15 protein-coding genes are annotated in these 21,556 nt (G+C 68.2%); 6 read left to right on the plus strand and 9 right to left on the minus strand.

Annotated features, from left to right (window positions below; all coding sequences use genetic code 11):
- Nucleotides 1-8: 8 nt before the first annotated feature.
- From G6032_RS01985 to G6032_RS02000, 4 genes are all read left to right on the plus strand, one after another.
- Nucleotides 9-1,475: a proton-conducting transporter membrane subunit gene (locus G6032_RS01985; protein WP_240901904.1), complete on the plus strand. Its 1,467-nt coding sequence runs from the start codon at nt 9-11 to the stop codon at nt 1,473-1,475.
- Nucleotides 1,472-3,034 carry a proton-conducting transporter membrane subunit gene (locus G6032_RS01990; protein ID WP_165280460.1) on the plus strand — a complete coding sequence of 521 codons (1,563 nt, stop codon included), beginning with the start codon at nt 1,472-1,474 and terminating at the stop codon, nt 3,032-3,034. The genes G6032_RS01985 and G6032_RS01990 overlap by 4 nt, the downstream gene beginning before the upstream one ends.
- Nucleotides 3,031-4,764 carry a complex I subunit 5 family protein gene (locus tag G6032_RS01995; RefSeq protein WP_165280461.1) on the plus strand — a complete coding sequence of 578 codons (1,734 nt, stop codon included), beginning with the start codon at nt 3,031-3,033 and terminating at the stop codon, nt 4,762-4,764. Before G6032_RS01990 ends, G6032_RS01995 begins: the two co-directional genes overlap by 4 nt.
- An 80-nt stretch (nt 4,765-4,844) precedes the next feature.
- Nucleotides 4,845-5,279 carry a hypothetical protein gene (locus G6032_RS02000; RefSeq protein ID WP_165280462.1) on the plus strand — a complete coding sequence of 145 codons (435 nt, stop codon included), beginning with the start codon at nt 4,845-4,847 and terminating at the stop codon, nt 5,277-5,279.
- On the opposite strand, the gene G6032_RS02005 is transcribed toward G6032_RS02000, so the two are convergent.
- From G6032_RS02005 to G6032_RS02010, 3 genes are all read right to left on the minus strand, one after another.
- Complete coding sequence (locus G6032_RS02005; RefSeq protein WP_206211743.1) at nt 5,254-7,566, minus strand: heavy metal translocating P-type ATPase; 2,313 nt, start codon at nt 7,564-7,566, stop codon at nt 5,254-5,256. The genes G6032_RS02000 and G6032_RS02005 overlap by 26 nt on opposite strands.
- 48 nt (nt 7,567-7,614) lie before the next feature.
- On the minus strand, nt 7,615-7,818 hold the full coding sequence (locus G6032_RS15430; RefSeq protein ID WP_206211744.1) for a DUF2061 domain-containing protein: 204 nt from the start codon (nt 7,816-7,818) through the stop codon (nt 7,615-7,617).
- 109 nt (nt 7,819-7,927) lie between these two features.
- Nucleotides 7,928-9,310 (minus strand): ferric reductase-like transmembrane domain-containing protein, encoded by a 1,383-nt coding sequence (locus G6032_RS02010; protein WP_165280463.1) that lies wholly within the window; start codon nt 9,308-9,310, stop codon nt 7,928-7,930.
- A gap of 152 nt (nt 9,311-9,462) precedes the next feature.
- Between G6032_RS02010 and G6032_RS02015 the strand changes: the two genes are divergently transcribed.
- Both G6032_RS02015 and G6032_RS02020 read left to right on the plus strand, forming a co-directional pair.
- Nucleotides 9,463-11,130, plus strand: coding sequence for a POTRA domain-containing protein (locus tag G6032_RS02015; protein ID WP_165280464.1), 1,668 nt, complete (start codon nt 9,463-9,465; stop codon nt 11,128-11,130).
- Nucleotides 11,131-11,221: 91 nt separating this feature from the next.
- Nucleotides 11,222-11,686 (plus strand): nuclear transport factor 2 family protein, encoded by a 465-nt coding sequence (locus tag G6032_RS02020; protein ID WP_165280465.1) that lies wholly within the window; start codon nt 11,222-11,224, stop codon nt 11,684-11,686.
- A gap of 50 nt (nt 11,687-11,736) precedes the next feature.
- Here G6032_RS02020 and G6032_RS15860 read toward each other — a convergent pair whose 3' ends face one another.
- The 6 genes from G6032_RS15860 to dusB form a co-directional block, all read right to left on the minus strand.
- The gene (locus G6032_RS15860) at nt 11,737-15,477 is read right to left on the minus strand and encodes a translocation/assembly module TamB domain-containing protein (protein ID WP_165280466.1); all 3,741 of its coding nucleotides are present in this window, start codon (nt 15,475-15,477) and stop codon (nt 11,737-11,739) included.
- Complete coding sequence (locus G6032_RS02030; protein ID WP_165280467.1) at nt 15,474-17,138, minus strand: autotransporter assembly complex family protein; 1,665 nt, start codon at nt 17,136-17,138, stop codon at nt 15,474-15,476. The genes G6032_RS15860 and G6032_RS02030 overlap by 4 nt, the downstream gene beginning before the upstream one ends.
- Nucleotides 17,139-17,321: 183 nt before the next feature.
- Entirely contained in the window at nt 17,322-18,602 is a 1,281-nt protein-coding gene (purD, locus tag G6032_RS02035; RefSeq protein ID WP_165280468.1) for a phosphoribosylamine--glycine ligase, read from the minus strand.
- 46 nt (nt 18,603-18,648) lie between these two features.
- Nucleotides 18,649-20,208 carry a bifunctional phosphoribosylaminoimidazolecarboxamide formyltransferase/IMP cyclohydrolase gene (gene purH / locus G6032_RS02040; protein ID WP_165280469.1) on the minus strand — a complete coding sequence of 520 codons (1,560 nt, stop codon included), beginning with the start codon at nt 20,206-20,208 and terminating at the stop codon, nt 18,649-18,651.
- Nucleotides 20,209-20,233: 25 nt separating this feature from the next.
- The gene (locus tag G6032_RS02045; protein ID WP_346763739.1) at nt 20,234-20,524 is read right to left on the minus strand and encodes a helix-turn-helix domain-containing protein; all 291 of its coding nucleotides are present in this window, start codon (nt 20,522-20,524) and stop codon (nt 20,234-20,236) included.
- A gap of 15 nt (nt 20,525-20,539) precedes the next feature.
- Nucleotides 20,540-21,547: a tRNA dihydrouridine synthase DusB gene (dusB, locus tag G6032_RS02050; protein WP_276610805.1), complete on the minus strand. Its 1,008-nt coding sequence runs from the start codon at nt 21,545-21,547 to the stop codon at nt 20,540-20,542.
- Nucleotides 21,548-21,556: the final 9 nt, after the last annotated feature.

Below are 21,556 nucleotides of genomic sequence, written 5' to 3' on the forward strand. Positions count from 1 at the left end.
TGCCGCTGATGGTGCTCGCCAGTTCGCTGGTCCCCGGCATGATCATCTTCATGCTGCCGGAGAAGGCCGTCGCGCTGCGCACGACGCTGAACCTCGGCGGCGCGATTCTCAAGATCGTGCTCCTCGTGCTGATGATGATCGGCGTATTCCACGGTGTCGAATACGAGTTCCGCCTGCCGCTGGTGCCGGGCCTGGATTTCGTCCTGCATGCCGACGCCCTGTCGCTGATGTTCGTGAACCTGTCGGCGGTGCTGTGGCTGGCCACCACGGTGTATGCCATCGGCTACCTCGAGGGTTCACCCAACCGCAGTCGTTTCTTCGGCTATTTCAGCCTGTGCGTGACCGCCACCGTCGGCCTGGCGATGGCGGGCAACCTGCTCACCTTCCTGGTCTTCTACGAGGCATTGACGCTGACGACGTATCCGCTCGTGGTCCACCGCGGCACCGAGGCGGCGCGCAAGGCCGGCCGCAGCTACCTGGCGCACACGCTGTTCGGCGGGGTGCTGCTGCTCGCGGGCACGGTATGGCTGTATTCGCTGACCGGCACGCTGGAGTTCGTCGACCGCGGATTCATCGCCGGGCGGGGGATCGATCCGGACGTGCTGCGCATGATCTTCGTGGTGCTGATTCTCGGCGTCGGCGTGAAAGCCGCCATCCTGCCGTTGCACGGCTGGCTGCCGCAGGCCATGGTGGCGCCCGCCCCGGTGAGCGCGTTGCTGCACGCGGTGGCGGTGGTCAAGGCCGGCGCATTCGGCATCGTGCGCATCGTCTACGACGTGTTCGGCATCGAGTTCGCCGCGAGCCTCGGCGTGACCCTGCCGCTCGCCATCCTGGCTGCCGTGACGATCATCTATGCTTCCGTGCGCGCCCTGTTCCAGGACGACCTGAAACGGCGCCTCGCGTTTTCCACGGTCAGCCAGGTGTCATACATCACGCTGGGGGTGGCCATCGCCGGGCCCATCGCGACCATCGGGGGGCTGGTGCATCTCGTGCACCAGGGTTTCATGAAGATCACGCTGTTTTTCTGCGCCGGCAATTTCGCCGAGACTCTCGGCGTGCACAAGGTCAGCGAAATGCGTGGCATCGGCCGGCGCATGCCCTGGACGATGGGGGCGTTCACGCTCGCGGCGTTCGGCATGATCGGCGCGCCGCCGATGGTCGGCTTCATCAGCAAGTGGTACCTGGGTCTCGGCGCGCTCGAGGTCGGGCAGGACTGGGCCGTGCTGGTGCTCGCCGGCAGCAGCCTGTTGAACGCCGCCTATTTCCTGCCGATCCTGCGCACGGCCTGGTTCGATCCGCCGCCGGAGTCCTGGCCGGAGGAGCGCTCCTTCGGGCGCAAGGAAACCGCGTGGGCACTGCTGATCCCGCCGGTGATGACCGCCGCCGCGACACTCGTCTGGGGCCTCTTCGCCTCGATGCCCGGCACGCCGCTCGACTGGGTGCAGTTCATCGCCGCCCGGAAGTACGCGCCATGAGCCTGTTGCTGGCCTTGCCGCTGTTACCGCTGGCGGCCGCGTTGTGGTTCGCCGCCAGGCCCGTCCGGGCACCGTCGACCGCTGGCTGGGTCGTGGCGCTCGTGGCGGCCTTCCCGGTCACGGTGGCGGCGCTGATGGCGCCCGACAGGATTGCCCTCCCGGAGCTCCTCGTCATGCGCGACGCCGCGCTGGTGCTCGATCCGCTCGCCCGCGCGGCCTTGCTGTTGTTCGGCGGCCTGTGGCTGGCGATCGGCCTGTTGCTGACCCGGCCGGGGGTGAGCGATCCGCCGGTGGTCGCGCTGCTGGTGGCCTTGTCGGGGACCCTGGCGCTGTCTCTCGCGGAAGGCGGGCCCATGGTGTATGCGGGGATGCTCGCTGCCGGCTACGGCCTCTATGCGGTCATGGCGGGTGAGTCGGGTGGCGGCTGGCGCAGTGCGGGGCGCACATGGGTCGTGTTGCTGGTCGCAAGCGACCTGCTGGTCTTCGAGATGCTGCTCAGTTCGACCGCCCACCCGACAGCCGGCCCCTACCTTCCCGCCCTGGTGATGGCGCTCTTCGCGCTGGTGTTGCGTGGCGGAATTCCGCCGGCCCACGGCTGGCTCGCCCCCGCGCTCGGTGCGGTCAGCCTGCCGACCGCCGTGCTGCTGGCCGCGGTTCCACTGGGTGCGGCCGTGTTCGGAGGGCTGAAGATCCTGCCGCCGGCGCCGCCGACCGTCGTCCTGTGGTGCAGCGTGCTGGGCCTCGTGGGCGCGGCATGGGCGACCGTCGCCGGGCTTGCCCAGGTCGAAGCGCGGACGACCCTGGCGTATGCGACGGCGGCCACCGGTGCGCTGCTGCTGGCGGGGCTTCCCCTGGGCGGAACGGCTGCAGGCGGACTGGCGTGGCCGGCGCTCGCCCTGCTGGCATCCTGTGCGGTGATTCCGCTGCTCGCCCTGCAGCCGGCGGGCTGGCCACGTGACTTCACCGTTGCAGTCGTCCTGCTGGTGCATGGGCTCGCCGGGGGACACGCGGCGGCCGGGGTCGCCGCCACGTTGCCGCCCGCGGTCGCCCTGTTGCTGCCCTTTGCCACGGTGGCCGCGACCCTGCTGCTCACCGTGGCTGCACGGCGGACCGCCGTCGCGAAGCGGGCAGCCGAATCGCTCGAAGCCGCCCGGGTGGCGCTGATCCCGCTCGTCCTGGGCGTGGCCGGCCTGTTGCTCGCCTGGCTCGCCGAGCCGCCCGGCTTCGCCTCCGCCTGGGCCGCCCCGGTGGGCATCACGCTCGGCCTCGTGGCTTTCCGACTCATGCCGGTGCGGACCCGTCCCGCAGTACCGCCCGGCGACCTGCTCGGTCCTGTCGAGCGGCTCGTGTCTTACCTGCTGCGCCGGACGCGCATCCTGTGCCGACGAAATCTTGCGCGTCGTCGCGACCGGACGGCGGCCTGGTTACGCAGCTGCTGGGATGGCCGGGCGTGGTCCCGCCGCGTCCAGCGACTGGATCTCGTGCTGCGCGCCTGGCCGGCGACGAGCCTCATGATGCTGCTCGTGGCGATGAGTGCCGCTTTCCTGTTGGCGAAATGAATTCGCCGGCCCTGCTTGCGGCGGTGTTCTGGCCCCTGGTGCCGGCCTTCGGCCTCATGGCGCGAAGAAGTCGCGGCACGGCCCGTTGGCTGGCGCCCTGGGCGGCGCTGCCGGCCTTGCTCATGGTCCCGCTGGGGATTGGAGATTTCGAGCTGGGCTGGCTGCTCCTGGGAGGGCGCCTGGGCCTCGATGCCATCGCCGCGGTCATGCTCCCGGCGACGGCCGGCCTGTGGCTTGCGGCAGGACTGTTCGCGCAGTCGTACCTCGAACCCGGCGCGCGGCGGGACGCGTTCTTCGGCTGGTATCTCGCGACGCTCGTCGGCAACCTGTTGTTGCTGGTCGCGCTGGACGTCGTCGTCTTCTATTTCGGCTTCGCACTGATGAGTTTCGCGGCCTACGGCCTGGTGGTGCATGACGGCGGGCCGCGCGCGCGTCATGCCGGCCGCTATTACATTGCGCTGGTCGTGGTGGGCGAAGTCTGCGTGATCACGGCGTTGATGATGCTCGCGAGTCCGGCGGACGGCATCGATTTCCCCGCGGTGCGCGCAGTCTTCGACGAGGGCGGCGCGCCCGTCACCCTGGTGACCGGCCTGCTGATCGTCGGGTTCGGCATCAAGACCGGGCTCGTGGGCTTGCATTTCTGGCTGCCGCTGGCGCATCCGGTCGCCCCGGCGCCCGCGAGTGCCGTGTTGTCCGGGGCGATGATCAAGGCCGGCCTGATCGCATGGATGCGATTATTGCCGCTGGGGGAGGTCGCCTGGCCGGCCTGGGGCAATGGCCTGGCGATCGCCGGGCTCGTCACGGCCGTGTATGGCGTGCTGGCGGGCTTGCCGCAGCGTGAAGCCAAGACGGTCCTGGCCTACTCGAGCATCAGCCAGATGGGCCTGATGACCCTGGCTGTCGGGCTGGGGCTGGCGTTTCCCGAGTACTGGGAGTTGTTGTTCACCGCGTTGCTCGTGTTCATGGTGCATCACGGGCTGGTGAAGGGGGCGCTGTTCCTCGGGGCAGGCGTCGTGCAGCATCCGCTCCGGCCGGCGATGGCACGGCTGGCTGGGGCATTGCTGACGCTCGGTGCGGCGGCCATCGCGGCCGCGCCGCTCACCGGGGGTCTGCTGGCGAAACTCGCCCTCAAGTCGGCCGGCAAGTCGCTGCCTCCGCCATGGCCGGAAGGCTTGCCGCTCCTGCTCAGCCTGAGTTCCGTGCTGACCGCGCTGTTGATGGCCCGTTTCCTGTGGCTGGCCTGGCCGCGGCCCACGGTGAGCGCATCCCCGTCGTCCACGCCGCTGTTCGCGCCCTGGCTGGTGTTGCTCTGCGCGGGCCTCGCGGCCCCCTGGTGGGCGACCTCGGCCGACGGGCGCGAAGCGGCCGTCACGCTGGCGGCCAGCTGGGCCGCCACCTGGCCGCTCGTGCTGGCCGGCGCCACGGCCGTGGTCGCGCTCGGACTGCATCGTGCCGGGCGCTGGCCGGCCATCCCGGCGGTGCCGGCGGGCGACATCGGCATTCCCCTCGAGCGCGCGTTCTTCGCCTGCGGCCGGGGAGCGGCGCGGTTGTCCACGGAGACCCTGCCGCGGGTCATCGAGGCGCTGCGCCGGGCGGCGGCGGCGATCACGCGCGACAGCCTGTCCGGCGCCGCGCAGGTCGGCCGCGCCGACGCCCGCCTCACGGCCTGGTCGTCCACCGGTTTCCTGGTCGTGCTGCTGGCCATCATTTTCGCGAGCCTGCTCGCCTGAAGACGACACCGGCAGGCAGCCGGGCGATTCGACTGCTAGATTTTGGCTGACCGTTCCTGATTTTCACGGAGTAGAACAATATGAAGAAACAACATGGATTCACGATTCTCGCCGCGATGGCCGTCGGCGCCGTCGGTCTCAGCCTCGGCCTGTCGCAGCCGCTGGGCGCCGACGACGAGACCGCGGACAATCCCGGCACCGAGCAGATCGGCGCCTATCCGCACGGCTGCGTGGACTGCCATACGAGCGACGAGGCCGGGGACCTGGACGAACTGCTGACGGAAATCGGCCATCCGCCGGTAGACGACATCGAGATCATTCCCGACGGTTGCATCGAATGCCACAGCGACGAAGGCGGCTTCTGGCCGATGGACGAGCTCACGCATCTCGCTCATTTCTCGCATCCGCCGGAGAACGCATTCCTGACGGACTATGACGCGGATTGCCTCCATTGCCATGCGATGGACATGGAAACCGGCGCGGTCACCGTCAAGTCGGGGCCGGCGGAGCGATAGCGAGCGGTGGCCGGAAGCGCTTGAGCCGAAGTGCGTTGGAGACGACGCAGAGGCTCGACAGTGCCATGGCCAGGGCCGCGAGCATCGGCGACAGCAGCAGGCCGAAGGCCGGGAAGAGCACGCCCGCGGCGACCGGCACGAGGCTCGCGTTGTAGGCGAATGCCCAGAACAGGTTTTGCCTGATATTGCGCAGGGTGGCGTGCGAGAGCGCCACGGCATTGGGCAGGTTGCGCAGGTCGTCCGACATCAGGACGAGTTCGGCGCTGTCGATCGCGATGTCCGTGCCGGTGCCGATGGCAATGCCGACCTCGGCCTGGGCAAGGGCGGGCGCGTCGTTGATCCCGTCGCCGACGAAGGCGACGCGACGTCCCTCGGCCTGCATCCGGGCCACGCAGGCCACCTTGCCGTCCGGCAGCAGTTCGGCCTGGATCTCGTCGATCCCGGCCTCGCGGCCGATCGCCGCCGCGGTGCGTCGGTCGTCACCGGTCAGCATGACCACGCGCAGGCCGAGCTTCTGCAGCGCTACGATCGCGACACGGGCGGACTCTTTCAACGGATCGGCGACCACCAACAAGGCGGCGGGACGGCCGTCGATCGCGGCGTAGACCGGGGTCCCGCCGTCCTGTGCGAACCGTGCGGCCTCGGCCGCGAAACCGGACACGTCGATCCCGAGCTGCGCCATGTAGCGTGCGGCGCCGACCTGCACGTGGTGGCCGGCCACGTCCGCCGCGGCTCCGAGCCCGGCGGAGACCGCGAAGCCGCTCGCTTCCGCCGGCGTGATGCCGCGGGCCTTTGCTGCGGCGACGATCGCAGCCGCGATCGGGTGCTCCGAGCGTTGCTCCAGCGAGGCGACCAGGTGCAGGAGCCCGTCCTCCGTGAAACCGGAAGCGGGCAGCACGGCGCTCAGGACGGGAACGCCGCGGGTCAGTGTGCCGGTCTTGTCGAGGGCGATCGTGTCCACGTCGCGCAGCGACTGCAGCGCGTCGCCCTTGCGAAACAACAGGCCGATTTCGGCGGCCTTGCCCGTGCCCACCATGATCGAGGTGGGCGTGGCGAGACCCATGGCGCAGGGGCAGGCGATGATCAGCACCGCCACGGCGTTGACGAGGGCGAGGCCCAGAGCAGGTGCGGGCCCGAAAGCCAGCCAGGCGACGAAAGTGAGCAAGGCGATGCCGATGATCACCGGGACGAACACCAGCGTCACACGGTCCACGAGCGCCTGGATCGGCAGTTTCGCGCCCTGGGCCTGTTCCACCATCCGCACGATGCGCGCCAGCACGGTGTCGGCGCCCACGCGCGTGGCACGAAAGGAGAATGCACCCCTGCCGTTGATCGTGCCGCCGATGACTTCGTCGCCGGGTTGTTTTTCGACCGGCAGCGGTTCTCCGCTGATCATCGATTCATCCACCCACGAGGCGCCTTCGACGAGTTCGCCGTCCACCGGTACCTGCTCGCCGGGGCGCACCAGCACGAGGTCGCCCGGCCGGACACGCTCCACAGGCGCCTCGAGCGTGCGGCCGTTGCGCGAGATCCGGGCGATGCGGGGTTGCAGGGACAACAGCTTCCGGATGGCGTCGCCCGCTCGCCCGCGGGCTCGCGCCTCGAGATAGCGGCCCGCCAGGACCAGCGTGATGATCACCGCGGAAGCCTCGAAGTAGATGTTGGCCGTACCCGGGGGCAACAGGCCGGCGAAGAACAGCGCCACCACGGAATAGGCCCAGGCCGCCGTGCTGCCGAGCATGACCAGCGAATTCATGTCCGGCGCGAGCCGTCGCAGGGCGGGCCAGCCCGTGCGATAGAAACGCAGCCCCGGGCCGAACTGGACGCCTGTCGCGAGGAAGAAAAACAAAAGGTGCAGATTGCGCGTGCCGACGGTCTCGGCGAGCCAGGCGGACATGCCCGGGAGGAGATGAGCGCCCATCTCCAGCACGAAGATCGGCAGGGTCAACACGGCGGCCCATACGAAGGCCTGGCGAAGTTCGCGCAACTCGGCCGCGCGTGCCGCACTTTCACGATCCGTCTGCTCGGGAGAGTCGATGAGCGGCTCCGCCTCGAAGCCGGCCTCGCGTACGGTCGCGGCGAGCTCGTCCGCGTCCAGGCGGATGTCGGCCAGCGTGACGAAAGCCCGCCCGGAGGCCAGGTTCACGTTCGCTTCGCTCACCCCCGGCAGGGCGCGGAGCGCTTTTTCGACCCGCCCCACGCAGGAGGCGCAGTGCATCCCGCCGACGCTCAGGATGAGGTCGGCGTCCGGGGTTTCAGCCGTTGATCCGGTCACGGCGGCGTGCATGGACGATATTGTCCACAAAAGGTCGCCCTGCCGAAACGACGGCGAGTGTCACGCCGCCTGGAGTGCGGCGGGCCGAGCGCGCGGCGCACGCACGGCATCCCATGCCTTCTCGTGGAAGAAGTAGGCGACGGTGTTGAGGACCGGTTCGATCAGGGCGATGGTGCCGCCGATCGCGATGCTGCCCGTCAGCGCAAACGCGACGGTGAATGCGACGAAGAAATGCACGACTGCGAAACTGAGTGTCTTGGTCATCACCTGGCCCTCCGGTTCATTGACCCTGGTTCACAGCTTAGGGCCCGGAGGGGAGATTGGTAAAATGAATTAAATCTTTTGAACCAATAGGAAAATCCTATCAATTCGCTCAGTCGTAGCGGAAGCGTTCCGCCACGATCCGGTTTGCGGGCACGCCGAACGCTTTCAGGCTCTGCTCGACACTGTCCATCATCGGCGGTGGTCCGCAGACGAAATAGGTCCAGCGGGCACGTTCCGCTCGTGCCAGGCACTGGTCGAGGATCGCGGTGCTGAGTTGGCCGCGCGGCCCTGGCCAGCCGGGTGGTGGCTCGGAAAGCACGAGCGAGAGCCGGAAGTCCAGCATGTCGCTCATGGCCTCGAGTTCCTCCCGGTACAGGATCTGGTTCTCGGCGCGGTTGCCGTAGACGAGACAGAGGGGTGCCTCCCAGCGATCGGCACGGAGCTGTCGCAGCATGCTCATGATCGGCGCCAGGCCGACGCCTCCGGCGATGAACGCGAGGCGGTCGGTTTGCCGGTTGGCCAGCACGAAATGGCCGTGCGGCCCATCGAGCCACGCGCGCGTGCCCACCGGGATGGTGCCGATCCGGTCCGTGAAATCGCCGCTTTGCTTGATGGTGAAGCCGATGCGCGGCAGGTCGGCGGGTGCCGTGCTGATCGAGAAGGGATGCTCGACCAGGCTGAAGGGGGGATGACCGAGGTTGAGCCAGGCGAACTGGCCCGCGAGAAACGGTGTCTGGTGCGCGTGTTCGGCTTCGATCTGCACTTCCCAGGTGCGTGCCGCGACCTGTCGATTGCTGACCACGCGATAGGGCCGGGCGTGTTGCAGGATCGGCTTCACCACGTAGACGAACAACAGGGTCAGCAACGCCACTGTGGTGAGCAGCCACCAGTACGCGGCCAGCGCAGGCTGTCCGCTGTGCCGGCCGATCGACAGCGCATGATGCACACCGCAGCCCGCGACCAGGATCGCGCCCACCCCATGACTGATTCGCCAGGTCTCGTAACGGCACGGCAGCCGGTCGCGGAAGCGGGCGGCTGCGACCAGGGCCAGCAGGAGCAGCCAGGCGATCACCCCCGAGCGATAATGCCCGGCGGTGAACATGCCCTGGAGCAGGCTCATCGCCCGCGACGGATCGGGGTAGAGCCGCGGCACCGCATACAGGAAGGGATGGATCACCAGGAGCGCGAGCACGACGAGTGCCGCGCGCTGATGCAGCCGCATGGTGACATCGATTCCGACCCGCCCCGAGACGTGGCGAAACCGCCCGGACAGGACGAATTCGAACAGCAGCCAGGCGAAGCCGGCCAGTGCGATTGCGGCGGACAGCTCGCGCCAGGGGTTCCGGAAAGGTTCTCCATCGAGTAGCGCGAGCAGGACCGGGGCGAGCCCGATCGAGACATAGAGGATGAGCAGGGCACGCGGTCCCAGGCCGCGGAGCTGCGGCGCAGGGCGGTTTTCGGTCGTGTCCCCGGCGCCCCCGGCGTCAGACATACGTGCTGTGACGCATGCCATTGCGCATCGCTGCATTGACCGGCATCGTCTCCTCCCTTGAGAATCGGCGCGGCGCCGTTTCGGGCCGGGGCCCTGGCGTCGATTGTGTGTAAGCTGCGTAACTGAAACAGTCTTGAGGATAGCAGTCTGTCGTGAGTTTCCGGACTGAACCACGCAGCGGCGGCGCCCGGGCCGGCAAGGTCCTGCTGCTGGTCGCGCTGATGCTGCCCGCCATGGTGCTCGCCGAACCGTCGGATGACGAGCTGGCCTGTTCCTTGCCGGACGAGATTCTCGAGTCCTCGGGGGCGCGAATCGGCGAAATCACGATCACGGCGCGGAACATCTTCGACCTCGACAATCCGGAAGAAGACAAGGCCTTTTTCCGCTTCTTCAACCGCCTGCACGTGCGTACGCGTGATTCGATCATCGCGCGGCAGCTGCTGTTCGAGCCGGGGACGCCTTTCGACCGGAACCTGCTGGAAGAATCGGAGCGCCTGCTGCGTGCGACCGACTATCTTTACGATGCCGAGATCACGATCACCCGCTGTGATGCCGACACCGTGGACGTCGAGGTCGAGACGCGGGATGTCTGGACGCTGAAACCCGGTTTCTCCGTGTCGCGCAGCGGAGGTGAGAGCCGCGTCGGTTTCGACTTGCAGGAAGACAACTTCCTTGGGCGGGGCGGCAGTGTCCGTTTCCTCCGGCGCATCGACGAGGAACGCCGCACCACGGAAATCGGCTATGGCGACCGCAACGTGGGCGGACGATGGATCTCGGTCGCCACGACGCTCGCCGACAACAGCGACGGCCACGTTTTCGCTTTGAACGTGGCGCGGCCGTTCTATGCGCTCGATACGCGTTGGGCCGCCGGTGGCCGTATGCTGGACGAGAAGAGCGAGGAGTCGGTCTATTCGCTTGGCGACGAGATCGGCAAGTTCAGCCAGGACATCAATTTTTTCGAACTGCATGGCGGCTGGTCGCGCGGCCTGGTCGATGGCTGGACGACGCGTTGGCTCGCCGGGCTGGTGCACGACGATCGCGCTTTCGACAACGTGGAGAATTCCCTGGCGCCGGGCGTGATCCCCGAAAGCCGGCGCCTCATCTACCCGTTCATCGAGTACCAGTTGATCGAGGACAAGTTTCTCCGTGCGGCGAATCTCGACCAGATCTATCGCACCGAGGATGTGATGGTCGGCGTGCAGGCGAAGCTGCGCCTCGGCTGGCTGGCGCCCGCGCTGGGCGCCGATCGCAGCGGCGCCATATTCTCGGGCAGAGTGCGGCGTGGCTACGGGGATCCGGAGCAGACGCTCTGGGACATCACCGGATTCGCGGAGGGGCGACTGGAAGAAGACGAACTCGCCAATGCGGTGGTCGGGGCGCAAATCCGCTGGTACCGGCGGCAGACGGACCGGTGGTTGCTCTACACGGCGCTGCGCGGCGAGATGGCGGAGAACCTGGATCTCGACAACCCGCTCGAGATCGGCGGGGACAATGGCCTGCGCGGATATCCCTTGCGCTACCAGCGAGGCACGGCGCGAGCGCAATTCACCGTCGAACAGCGCTATTTCACCGATTATTACCTCTGGCGCCTGTTCCGCGTCGGCGCTGCCGTGTTCTTCGATGCCGGGCGCGTATGGGGCAGCAACCCCTTTGGCGGGGAGAACCTCGGACTGCTGAAAGACATCGGCATCGGCCTGCGCCTCGGCAGCACCCGTTCAAGCCTCGGCAAGATGGTGCATATCGACCTCGCGTTTCCGCTCGACGGTGACCCCACCATCGACGAAGTGCAGTTTCTCATCCAGGGGAAACGCAGCTTCTGAGGTGTCCAAAGCGGTGTGCGCCGGTGCATCGTGCCGTCACGGCCGCTATCCTCGGCACATGAGGCGCCGACACGAACAGGAGGAGAAACCGATGCAGGGGCTGCTTTTCTCGCGGGGCCCGGCGACCGCACTCGTCACCGTGATCGCCGCGCTGGTCCTTTATGCCGGGTCCGTGCATGCGTCCGATGACGAGGCCGTGCGCGCTGCCGCACTCGATTACGCGGAAGGCTGGTATGCAGGTGACGCGGAACGTCTCGCGCAGGCGTTGCATCCCGAAGCGGTCAAGCGTCGCGTGGTCAAGGACGTGGTCACCGGCGAGGAGCGCGTCAACGTGCTCGGGATCGAGGATCTCCTTCGCGGCGCCCGCGAAGGTGTCGGCAGGGAGCCGGGTGGCCCGGTCCGGCTGCGCGTCGCCGTCCTCGACCAGCATGGCGATATGGCGGTCGCCCGGGTGGTGTCGATGCTGTACGTCGACTACCTGCAGCTGGTGCGCTGGAACGGCCGTTGGGTCGTGTTGTCCGTGGTGTGGGGGACGATCGAGAGTCCGGGCGAATGACCGCGGCATGACGTGCCCCGGGGACGGCTCGGTCGCCTTCGCCGGCGGCCTCAGTCGCGCTCGAAGGTGTAGAACAGGTCGGCTTCCGCCTGATCGCCGGACACGGCTTCGATCGAGAGCCGACGTGTGATCTGGTAACGGAGCCGCAGCGTGTTCACGGCGTCGAACAGTCCCAGTCCGTAACTGACGTAGAGTCCGCCGCCGAGGTGCTTGCCGAGGACCAGAGCCGCACCTTCCGCGCCATTGGCGGCGCTCACTGAGACCTCGTCGAGGCCGAGCCGTCGTCCGAGGTCGCGCGCGATCAGGCCGCCGCCGGAAAGCGCCAGTGAACTCGCCGCCTGGTTCAGCGTGCGCTGCTCGCCGGCTTGCAACTCGTCCATTCCCTTGCCCAGTGTCAGGTAGGAGAGTGCTTCCGCCCGTGGCATCGGCGGATCCGAAAAGATCGATAACTCCGGTCTCTCCAGCGTGCCCCGTATCAGTGCGCCCGCGGTGACGTCCCGGACTTCGCGAATCGCCCGGATATCCAGGCCCGGATTCTCCAGTGGTCCGCCCGTGTAAATCAGGCGGCCGGTCTCGATTTCGAGCTGTTGACCGAAAGCACGAAAATTACCGTCCACCACGCGCAATTCGCCACGTCCCCACGGCAGGGACTCCGGTTCGGTGGCCGCGATGATTTCTCCCTCGACGGCGCCACGCAAGCCGGCGACATCGAGTCTCACGTCCGGACCCACATCGACACGAATCCGGCTGGCGATCACGAGCTCCTGGCCCTTCTCTTCCCCGTCTTCGCTGATGATCACTTCATCCGGGCTGGTCGTGACGGCGCCGGAGCCCCCGAATCCCGTGATGCGCGCGAAGGGGATCGTCAGCTCCCCGCCGATGTTGATCCGGTCCGGCAGGTAGCGGAAGCGCAGGTCGGGACTTGCCGCCACCCGCATCTCCGGCAGGTCCATCACGAGCAGGCGCTCGCCCTCGAGTGTCGCGACCCCCTCGATGGTGTCCGCGCCGAGCTCGAATCGCCCCTCGGCCCTGAACTCCCCCTCGCCCGAGCGACCGGAAGCATCGAAAACCAGCTCGCTCTTCGCCAGCCGGGCGACGACCTCGATGTCATCGGGACGAATACCCAGGGTGGGAATCTGCACGGATCCGTCGCGCCACGCGAAGCGGCCGGTGAGCTGCGGTGCGGCGATGCTGCCGGTCAATGCGGCGCTGGCTTCGGCCTGTCCTTCGAGCCCGCTGAGATCGGGCACGAACTCCGTGATGATGTCCAGTTGACTGAACGCGATATTCAGCTCCCCGTCGAGCGCGGGATCCGGCTCGTTCCAGGCGATTGCCAGCCGTCCGTCGAGCCGGTCATCGCTCTTCAGGTCGAGATCGAGGGTCGCCTGCGCCGCGGCCGGGTCGCCGTCGAGCTGCAGGATGCCGTCGCGCCATGCCAGCAGCGTATCGCGTGTATCGTCTGCGCCTGCCTGCGTGATGCTGCCCGGCGTGATCTCCAGGCGTCCCCCGAGGCGACGGAACTCGCGCCCGTCGCCTGCCAGGTCGAGCTGCCCGTTCACCGTGCCGGCCATCTGCAATCCGGCGCCCAGCCAGCGGTCGAGCGATGCCAGTTGCAGTGCGGAGATCGTCGCCCGGCTTTTCCATTCGCCGGCCCGGGCCCAGTCGAGGTCCAGACAAGCCCGCCCCGGCGGGCCGTCCAGGCAGGCTTCGTCCAGCGCGACCTGGTCGGGCGCGAGTGTCAGCGCAGCCGGGTCTTCCAGCCGCCACGCGGGGCGACCCGCCTGGGCGACGGCGAGCGTGTCGATCCGACCGGTCCAGCGGCGCGCGCCGTAGCTGCCGTCGAGGCGCAGGTTCACCGCCAGGTCGGCGTCCGCCCCGGTGCCCCAGCCGAGGCCGGAGCCCTGCAACTCGAGCACGGTCTCGGGTTCGGCCCGCGGGCCGGAAATGCGCAGCGAGCCTTGCAGGCGGCCCGCGGCCGTATCGATCAGTTCGCTCAGCCGAGATGCATCGAGGGACGCATCGAGACTGACCGTGCGGTCCTCCAGCCGGCCGCTGGCCGACACCTTGTTGCCGCCGACCGAAAGCCGGCTCGGGCGCAGCACGAAGCCATCGGTGTCGATCGTCACCTCGGCGCGGCCGTCCACGGGCAGTCCACGCAGGGTGCCGCGCAGTGCGTCGAGTTCGATCGCGAGCCCGTCCGGCGCGGCGGGCAGGCCTGCCAGCGCCAGTTCTCCCGACACCCGGCCCGGCCAGTCCGCCGCGAGGCTGGCGGGATTCAGCTCGGTGAACGCCAGGCGGAAATCCGAGGCGACCTCATCGGACCAGGCGATCCGGCCGGCGCCGCGGATGCGGCCGTCCAGGACCTCGATGTCCAGTGGCTCGAGTTCCAGGCCGCCCGCATCGCCGGTCACGGCGAGGGAGAGTTCGGCGGGCGGATAGTCGGGCAGTGCCACGGCCAGTTCGGCCGCGGCGCGATAGCTCAGGCCGGCGCCGTTCGTGAGCAGGCGTCCGGAAGCATGCCCGCGGATCTCGTCGTCCGGCGAGTCCACCGTCAGCTGCTCGACAATGAGCATCTCGCCGTCCCAGGTCATTGCGGTGCCGATCTCGATGTCCGGCAGCCCGGCGCGGCGCGCGAGCGCTTCCCCGCGGAGAGACCATTCCCCGGCCTGGCCCTCGCCGCGCAGCTCGAGGCGGGGGATGCGGAAGGTCTTGTCGGACGCCGCCGGCGGCCAGGCCAGGGCCTGTCCCTGCAGCGTGAATTCCGTGGCGGACGGGTCGTCGGGCGTCCATTGTCCGTCGGCCACCAGGCGGCCCTCGTCGCCGAGTTCGAGCGTCACGGAGCGGACCTGCAGTCGCGCGGATGACCAGCCGACGTTCGCCGCCACCATCATGGTGTTCGGCCAGAGACCGGGCGCATCCAGCCGGCCGTCGATCGTGCTGTCCTCGAGCGTGCCCTCGATGCGTAGCGCCGCCGCCGCGGCATGCAGCGATTCGGGCCAGGGTCCGCGCTCCGCAAGTGGATCGATCGCCAGGTCGAGCTCCCATCGGGGGGTGTTCCCAAGCTCATGGACCGTGCCGTCGATCTGCGCCGCGAGAGGTTCCGAGAACACCTGGCTGAATGCGAGTTCCGACATGTTCCCGGTGGCCCGCGTCCGTCCCGCCAGGGCGGTGTCGTCGAGCGCGAGCTGCCAGTCCAGGTCGATATCCCACGGTTCATCGTCCGCGAGCGAAATCCGCGCATGTCCGGCGGCGGTGCCCCGGCTGCTGTCCAGCGTCAGCGACTCGATGTCGAATTCTCGTCCGCCGGCTCTCCCCGAGAGTTCGAGGTCGAGGTCCGCGACAAGCGTTTCGTCTCCGCTGCGCAGCATCCCCTCGCGCAACACCAGGCGGTCGATGCGGATGGCCAGCGGCAGCGACGCGGCCGGTCCGTCATCGGCCGCGCGCGAGCCGGCCTCGGTCGAGGTCAGCACGAACTCCGGCCGCTGCACGCGCAGCTCGAGGACATGCAGCGTGCCGTGCAGCAGCGCGAGCGGGCGCCAGTCCAGCATGACCCGGTCGAGGGTGCCGGACACGCCTGCCGTCGCAACCTCGATGGGACCGGTGCTCAGCGGGCCGGCGAGGCGGCCTTCCAGTTCGTCCGGCTCCAGGATCACAGGCAGGTAGGGCAGGGCGCGCGCCGCAGCGAAGCGCAGGCCGGCCGTCGTGCCGAGCAGCCAGGCGGCCGCGCCGCAGGCGATGGCGAGTCCCGCCGCGAGAACGATCAAGGTCGCCTTGAAGCCGCGCCGCTTCACAGGTCCGGCCGGATCGTCAGGTGGAAACGCATGCCGCGACTTTCGGTCACGGAGCGCGCCAGCGAGATGCGCACCGTGCCCACCGGCGTGTGGACGTTGACCCCGAGCCCCGCCGAGACCTCCAGCCCGTCGCCGAACTCGTCCAGCGCATTACCCGCATCCACGAAGGCGGCCAGCGCGACCCGCCCCCACACCAGCCGCTCGGCCTCGAAGCTCCCGAAGACCAGGTGGCGGCCGCCGATGACATTGCCTTCTGCATCGCGCGGGCCGAGCGTGTTGAAGCCGTAGCCGCGCACGCTCTGGTCGCCGCCGGCGAAGAAACGTTGCGACGCCGGCAGGGTGCCGAACTCGTCTACCAGGCCGATGCCGAGTGAGCTGCGGCTGAAGAACCGCCATTTCTCGCCGATGGAGTCCACGCGATTGGCTTCCAGCTCGATGCGCAGGAAGCTGTCGGACGCGCCCAGCAGGGTGGGGGAGCCGCGCAGGTCTCCACGGGCCCGGAAACCTTTGCGCGGGAACAGGATATCGTCCGCGACCAGTTTCTCCATGCTGATACCCGGGATGACCAGCAGGTCCCGCACGGCGGGCTGAGCGGCGACGCGGGTGCTTTCGTGCAGCAGTTCGGTGTAGATCCGGCGCTGCCAGCCGCCGCCGCGCATCGTGACGTGGCTGGCACCGAGGCTCGCGCGGCGACTTTCGAGGTCGGCCAGTTCCTCTTGCGCATAGCCGGTGTTGAACAGCAGGCGTTCCTTGATCGGATCGCCTATGGGAATGCGGTATCGTCCCGACAATTCGCTGAGATTCTGGGCCAGCCGCAGCTTCGTGCCCGCGGAATGGCCGGCCTTGTTCAGGCGCCGCCAGTCCACGTTCAGGATGCCGCGCAGCCGGGTATCGGTCGCGTAGCCGATTCCGGTGCGAATACGCTGCCGCGCGGCCGGGCTGGTCTCGATACGGACGGGCACTTCGAGTTCGTTCTCGTCCCGCGGGCGCGTCTCGACGAGCACATTGCTGAAGTACAGGCTGTCGGTCAGCCGGTACTGCGTGTTGAGCAGCGCGTCGGCATCATAATACTGGCCTTCGCGAATCGTCAGGATCCGGTTCAGCAGCTCCTCTTCGAGAATGTTCTGTTCCAGTTCGATCGCGCCGAAACGGTAACGCGGACCCGTTTGCATGTGCAGCACGACGCGCGCGCTGCGGGCGGCCGGATCGACCTCGAGACGGTGTCGCTCGAACCGGGCCTGGAAATAACCGAGGGCCGCGGCGGTGGACTGCAGCCGGCTGCGCAACTGGTCGTACTCGGGATGCCGCAGCCGGCGTCCGACGCGCAGCGGGTTGTTCTCGATGAGCGCCCGGAGGCGCGACTCGTCGCGGCCTTCCCCGGTGATGCGGACGTCGACCTCGGCGATCTCCACGGGCTCGCCTGCCGCGATGCTGAAGCGCGCCACCCAGTCGCCGTCGCTCCGTTCCAGCTCGGACTCGATCCGCGGCTCATAGTAGCCGTAAGGCCGCAATGCAGCCCGGACCTGGTCCCCGGAGCGCCGGTAGAGCCGCCGCACGGCCCCTTCCGAAAGGTCCTCGCGTGCGCCGAAGCGGACCAGTCCCAGCATGGCCCGCACGTTGCTCTCGATCTCGTCGTCCACGCCGGTGATTTCGACCTGCACCGCAGCGTGCGCTCCACCGGCGCAAAGCCCGGCGCATGCGGCGAGGAGAATCAGGACAATGGCCGCCCAGTGGCTCTCCGGACGGGAGAACCGTGGACGACGCGGACTGGCTGGATGCACGGCGTGTCTCGTCAAACGGTCAGCGTTCGACTGTCATTCTAGGCGCTCCGCGCCGCCGCCGTATCAACGGGACAGTGCGCGCCAGCCGATGTCGCGTCGGCAGAATGCGCCGTCCCAGTGAACCTGGTCGGCCAGTTCGTAGGCCTTGCGCTGCGCGGTCGCCACATCGGCGCCCAGCGCGACGGTGCAGAGCACGCGTCCGCCGCTGGTCACGACCTCGTCGCCTTCCGGGCGCGTTCCGGCATGAAAGATCTTGACGTCCTCGCGATCCGCATCGGCGGCCAGCCCGGAGATGACGTCGCCCTGGCGATAGCTGCCGGGATAGCCCGCGGCCGCCAGTACGACACCGAGTGCCGCGCGAGGGTCCCATTCGCAATGTTCGGCGCCCAGCCGGCCTTCGACGGCGGCAAGACACAGCGTGACGAGGTCGGAGCGCATGCGGAACAGGATCGGCTGGGTTTCCGGGTCGCCGAAACGGCAATTGAATTCCAGCACCCTGGGCGTGCCGTCGGCCGCCACCATGATGCCGGCGTAAAGAAAACCGGTGTAAGGAGTGCCGTCCGCGGCCAGTCCGGCGACGGTCGGCACCATGATGTCGCTCATGATGCGGTCGTGGAGCGCAAGAGTGACGACCGGCGCCGGGGAGTAGGCGCCCATGCCGCCGGTGTTCGGGCCGCGGTCGCCGTCGTCGCGCGCCTTGTGATCCTGCGACGAGGCCAGCGGCAGGATGTCACGGCCCGAGACCATGGCGATGAAACTCGCTTCCTCGCCGGCGAGGAATTCCTCGACGACGACTCTCGCCCCGGCGCTGCCGAAACGATTGTCCGCCAGCATCTCGCGCACGGCGGATTCGGCTTCCGCGACCGTCTGCGCGACGATCACGCCCTTGCCCGCCGCGAGCCCATCGGCCTTCACGACGATGGGCGCGCCCTGGCTGCGTACATAGGCGCACGCCGCCTCGACGTCGCTGAATTCTCCCCAGGCCGCTGTCGGGATGCCGTGACGATCGCAGAAAGCCTTGGAAAAAGCCTTGGAACCCTCCAGCCGGGCGCATGCGGCCGTGGGACCGAAGCACTTCAGGCCGCGGCGCTCGAATTCATCGACGATGCCCGCGACGAGGGGGACCTCCGGCCCGACGATCGTCAGCGCAACCTGCCGCGCAGCAGCGAAATCCGCGAGGGCCGGAATGTCGGCGGCGTCGATTGCGATGTTCTCGCAATGGGGCTCGCGTGCGGTGCCGGCATTGCCGGGCGCCACGAAGACCTGTTCCACGCGGGGCGACCCGGCGACTTTCCAGGCGATTGCATGTTCGCGGCCTCCGCCGCCTACCACCAGGATTTTCACGTTCCTCTACCTCGCGTCGGTCACCGGCCGGGCCGGAGGGATCGTTTCAGTGTCGGAAATGGCGCGCGCCGGTGAACACCATGGCCAGGCCATGTTCATCCGCGGCGCGGATCACCTCGGCGTCGCGCTTGGAACCGCCCGGCTGGATGATGGCCGTGACGCCATGCTCCGCGCCCGTGTCCACGTTGTCGCGGAAGGGGAAAAAGGCGTCCGAAGCCATCACGGAACCCTTGATCGCAAGCCCGGCGTCGGCGGCCTTGATGGCGGCGATCCGCGTGCTGTAGATCCGGCTCATCTGCCCCGCACCGACGCCGATGGTCGCAGTGCCCTTGCAGAACACGATGGCATTCGATTTCACGAAGCGCACGACTTTCCAGGCGAACAGCAGGTCCTTGAGTTCGTGATCGCTCGGCGCCCGTTGCGACACGACCTGGAGTTGCGTCGTGTCCAGCTCGACGTCGTCCGCGTCCTGCACGAGCATGGCGCCGCCGACACTGCGCGCCTCGATGGTGCCGATTATCGGCGGGCCCCAGCGGCCTGTCTCCAGGACCCTGATATTCGGTTTGCCGGCGAGCACCTCGGCGGCCCCGGGACCCATGGAGGGGGCGATCAGGACCTCGACGAACTGTTTCTTCAGGATCGCTTCGGCCGTTTCCCCGTCGAGCGGCTGGTTGAATGCAATGATGCCCCCGAAGGCCGACACCGGGTCCGTGGCGTAGGCGGCCCGATACGCGTCGAGAATCGTTTCGGCGCTGGCCACGCCGCACGGGTTGGCATGCTTGACGATCACGCACGTGGGCTGCTTGAAATGCTTGACGCATTCCAGCGCAGTGTCCGCGTCGAGAATGTTGTTGTAGGAGAGTTCCTTGCCCTGCAGCTGCGCAGCTGCGCCGATGGTGCCGCGGCGCGGCTGGCCCAATGCGTAGAGTGCCGCGCGCTGGTGCGGATTCTCGCCATAGCGCAGCTGCCGTGATTTTTTCAGCGGGAGAACGAGATTTTCGGGCAGCACGGCGCCGTCGAGCTCCGCCCGCCAGCCGAGCCAGGAGGCCACCGCGGCATCATAGGTCGCGACATGGCCGAAGGCTTTGGCGGCCAGCTGCAGGCGCATGTCGTGCGGGATCTCGCCGGCAGCCCGCAGCGCAGCCAGCACGAGGGCATAGTCGGACGATTCGACGACCACGGTCACGGCCGCATGGTTCTTCGCGGCCGCGCGCAACATCGCGGGACCGCCGATGTCGATGTTCTCGACGGCCTCGTCCATCGTGCACTCGGGATCCGCAACGGCTTCCCGGAAGGGATACAGGTTCACGACCAGCAGATCGATCGGCACGATGCCGTGGTCCGACATCACCGCCTCGTCCGTGCCGCGCCGGCCGAGCAGTCCGCCGTGCACCGCCGGGTGCAGGGTCTTGACCCGCCCGTCCATGATCTCCGGGAAACCGGTCAGTTCCGAAACGTCGCGCACCTGCAGCCCGGCGCCGCGCAGCAGCTTCGCCGTGCCGCCGGTGGACACGAGCTCGATGCCGAGCTCGACGAGGCCGCGGGCAAAATCCACGACGCCGGCTTTCTCCGAGACACTGATGAGAGCACGCTTGATTTGCGCCATGTTGGATTCGCCGGCTGGAGGTGTGTCAGTCGAGCAGGCCGTGCCGACGAAGCTTTTTGCGCAGCGTGCCCCGGTTGATGCCAAGAATCGTCGCCGCGAGGCTCTGGTTGCCCCCCGTGTAGCCGAGCACCGCCTTGAACAGGGGCTTCTCGACCTCGCCGATCACCAGGTCGTAGAGCTCTTCCGGCTTGTGGCCGTTGAGGGTCTGGAAATACTGTTCAAGCGCTTCCTGCGCCATGTTGCCAAGGGCGCCGTCGCCGCCCACCCGCACCCGGACGTCGTCGCGCGGCGCAAGTTGCGTCTTCTCGTTGGACACGATCATGTTTCCCCGTCACGCTGCGAGCTCTTTTTCCAGAGCCTCTTCGAAAAATTCGTTGACTGCCAGCCGTTGTTCCGCCGCCGTCTCCAGGCGGACGATCATGCGGCGGAACTCCTCCCCGTCCGGTCGGCCCGCGAGATACCATCCCAGGTGCTTGCGCGCCGTCCGCACGCCGCGCGCCTCTCCATAGAAGCGATGCAGGGCGTCGAGATGGGCGAGAATCATATCACGGACCTCGGCCACACCGGGCTCCGTAAGTACCGCAGATTTGGCTACGAAATGACGGACCTGGCGGAAGATCCAGGGCCGTCCCTGGGCCGCGCGGCCGATCATCAGGCCGTCTGCGCCGGTGAACTCCAGCACGGCCCGCGCATCCTCGGGTGTGCGGATGTCACCGTTGGCGATCACCGGAATGGCGACGGCCGCCTTCACGGCGCGCACCGTTTCATACTCGGCATGCCCGGTGTAGCCACAGGCGCGAGTCCGGCCATGGATCGCGATGGCGGCTACGCCTGCGTTTTCTGCGATCCTGGCGATGCGCATCGCATTGCGATGGTCCGGATCCCAGCCCGTGCGCGTCTTTAACGTGACGGGTACGCCGAGCGGCGTCATGGCCGCGACCACGGCCTCGAGAATCCGTGCCACCAGCGCTTCGTCCTGCAACAGCGCGGAACCCGCGGCGCGGTTGCACACTTTCTTCGCCGGGCAGCCCATGTTGATGTCGATGACCTGTGCGCCGAGCGCGACGTTTGCACGGGCGGCAGCCACCAGCATGTCCTCGTCCGCCCCGGCGATCTGCACGATGACCGGATCGCCTTCGCCGGCATGATCCATGCGATGACGGCTCTTGGGCGTCGTCCAGAGACGCTGGTCGGCGCTCACCATCTCGGTGGCCGCGAAACTGGCGCCCATCCGCCGGCACAAGGCCCGGAAGGGCCGATCCGTGACGCCGGCCATGGGTGCGAGCGCCACGACGGGCGCCGTGAACTCGTAGGGCCCGATGCGCATCGAACCGGGCATCGCCGCAGC

Source organism: Wenzhouxiangella sp. XN24 (assembly GCF_011064545.1).
In the GTDB taxonomy this organism is placed as follows: Bacteria; Pseudomonadota; Gammaproteobacteria; order Steroidobacterales; family XN24; genus XN24.

What these genes read in the sequence shown, in the direction of transcription:
- G6032_RS01985 (WP_240901904.1), top strand. Translation starts at nt 9, where the DNA reads ATGGTGCTCGCCAGTTCGCTGGTCCCCGGCATGATCATCTTCATGCTG.
- G6032_RS01990 (WP_165280460.1), top strand. Translation starts at nt 1,472, where the DNA reads ATGAGCCTGTTGCTGGCCTTGCCGCTGTTACCGCTGGCGGCCGCGTTG.
- G6032_RS01995 (WP_165280461.1), top strand. Translation starts at nt 3,031, where the DNA reads ATGAATTCGCCGGCCCTGCTTGCGGCGGTGTTCTGGCCCCTGGTGCCG.
- G6032_RS02000 (WP_165280462.1), top strand. Translation starts at nt 4,845, where the DNA reads ATGAAGAAACAACATGGATTCACGATTCTCGCCGCGATGGCCGTCGGC.
- G6032_RS02005 (WP_206211743.1), bottom strand. Translation starts at nt 7,566, where the DNA reads ATGCACGCCGCCGTGACCGGATCAACGGCTGAAACCCCGGACGCCGAC.
- G6032_RS15430 (WP_206211744.1), bottom strand. Translation starts at nt 7,818, where the DNA reads ATGACCAAGACACTCAGTTTCGCAGTCGTGCATTTCTTCGTCGCATTC.
- G6032_RS02010 (WP_165280463.1), bottom strand. Translation starts at nt 9,310, where the DNA reads ATGTCTGACGCCGGGGGCGCCGGGGACACGACCGAAAACCGCCCTGCG.
- G6032_RS02020 (WP_165280465.1), top strand. Translation starts at nt 11,222, where the DNA reads ATGCAGGGGCTGCTTTTCTCGCGGGGCCCGGCGACCGCACTCGTCACC.
- purH (WP_165280469.1), bottom strand. Translation starts at nt 20,208, where the DNA reads ATGGCGCAAATCAAGCGTGCTCTCATCAGTGTCTCGGAGAAAGCCGGC.
- dusB (WP_276610805.1), bottom strand. Translation starts at nt 21,547, where the DNA reads ATGCCCGGTTCGATGCGCATCGGGCCCTACGAGTTCACGGCGCCCGTC.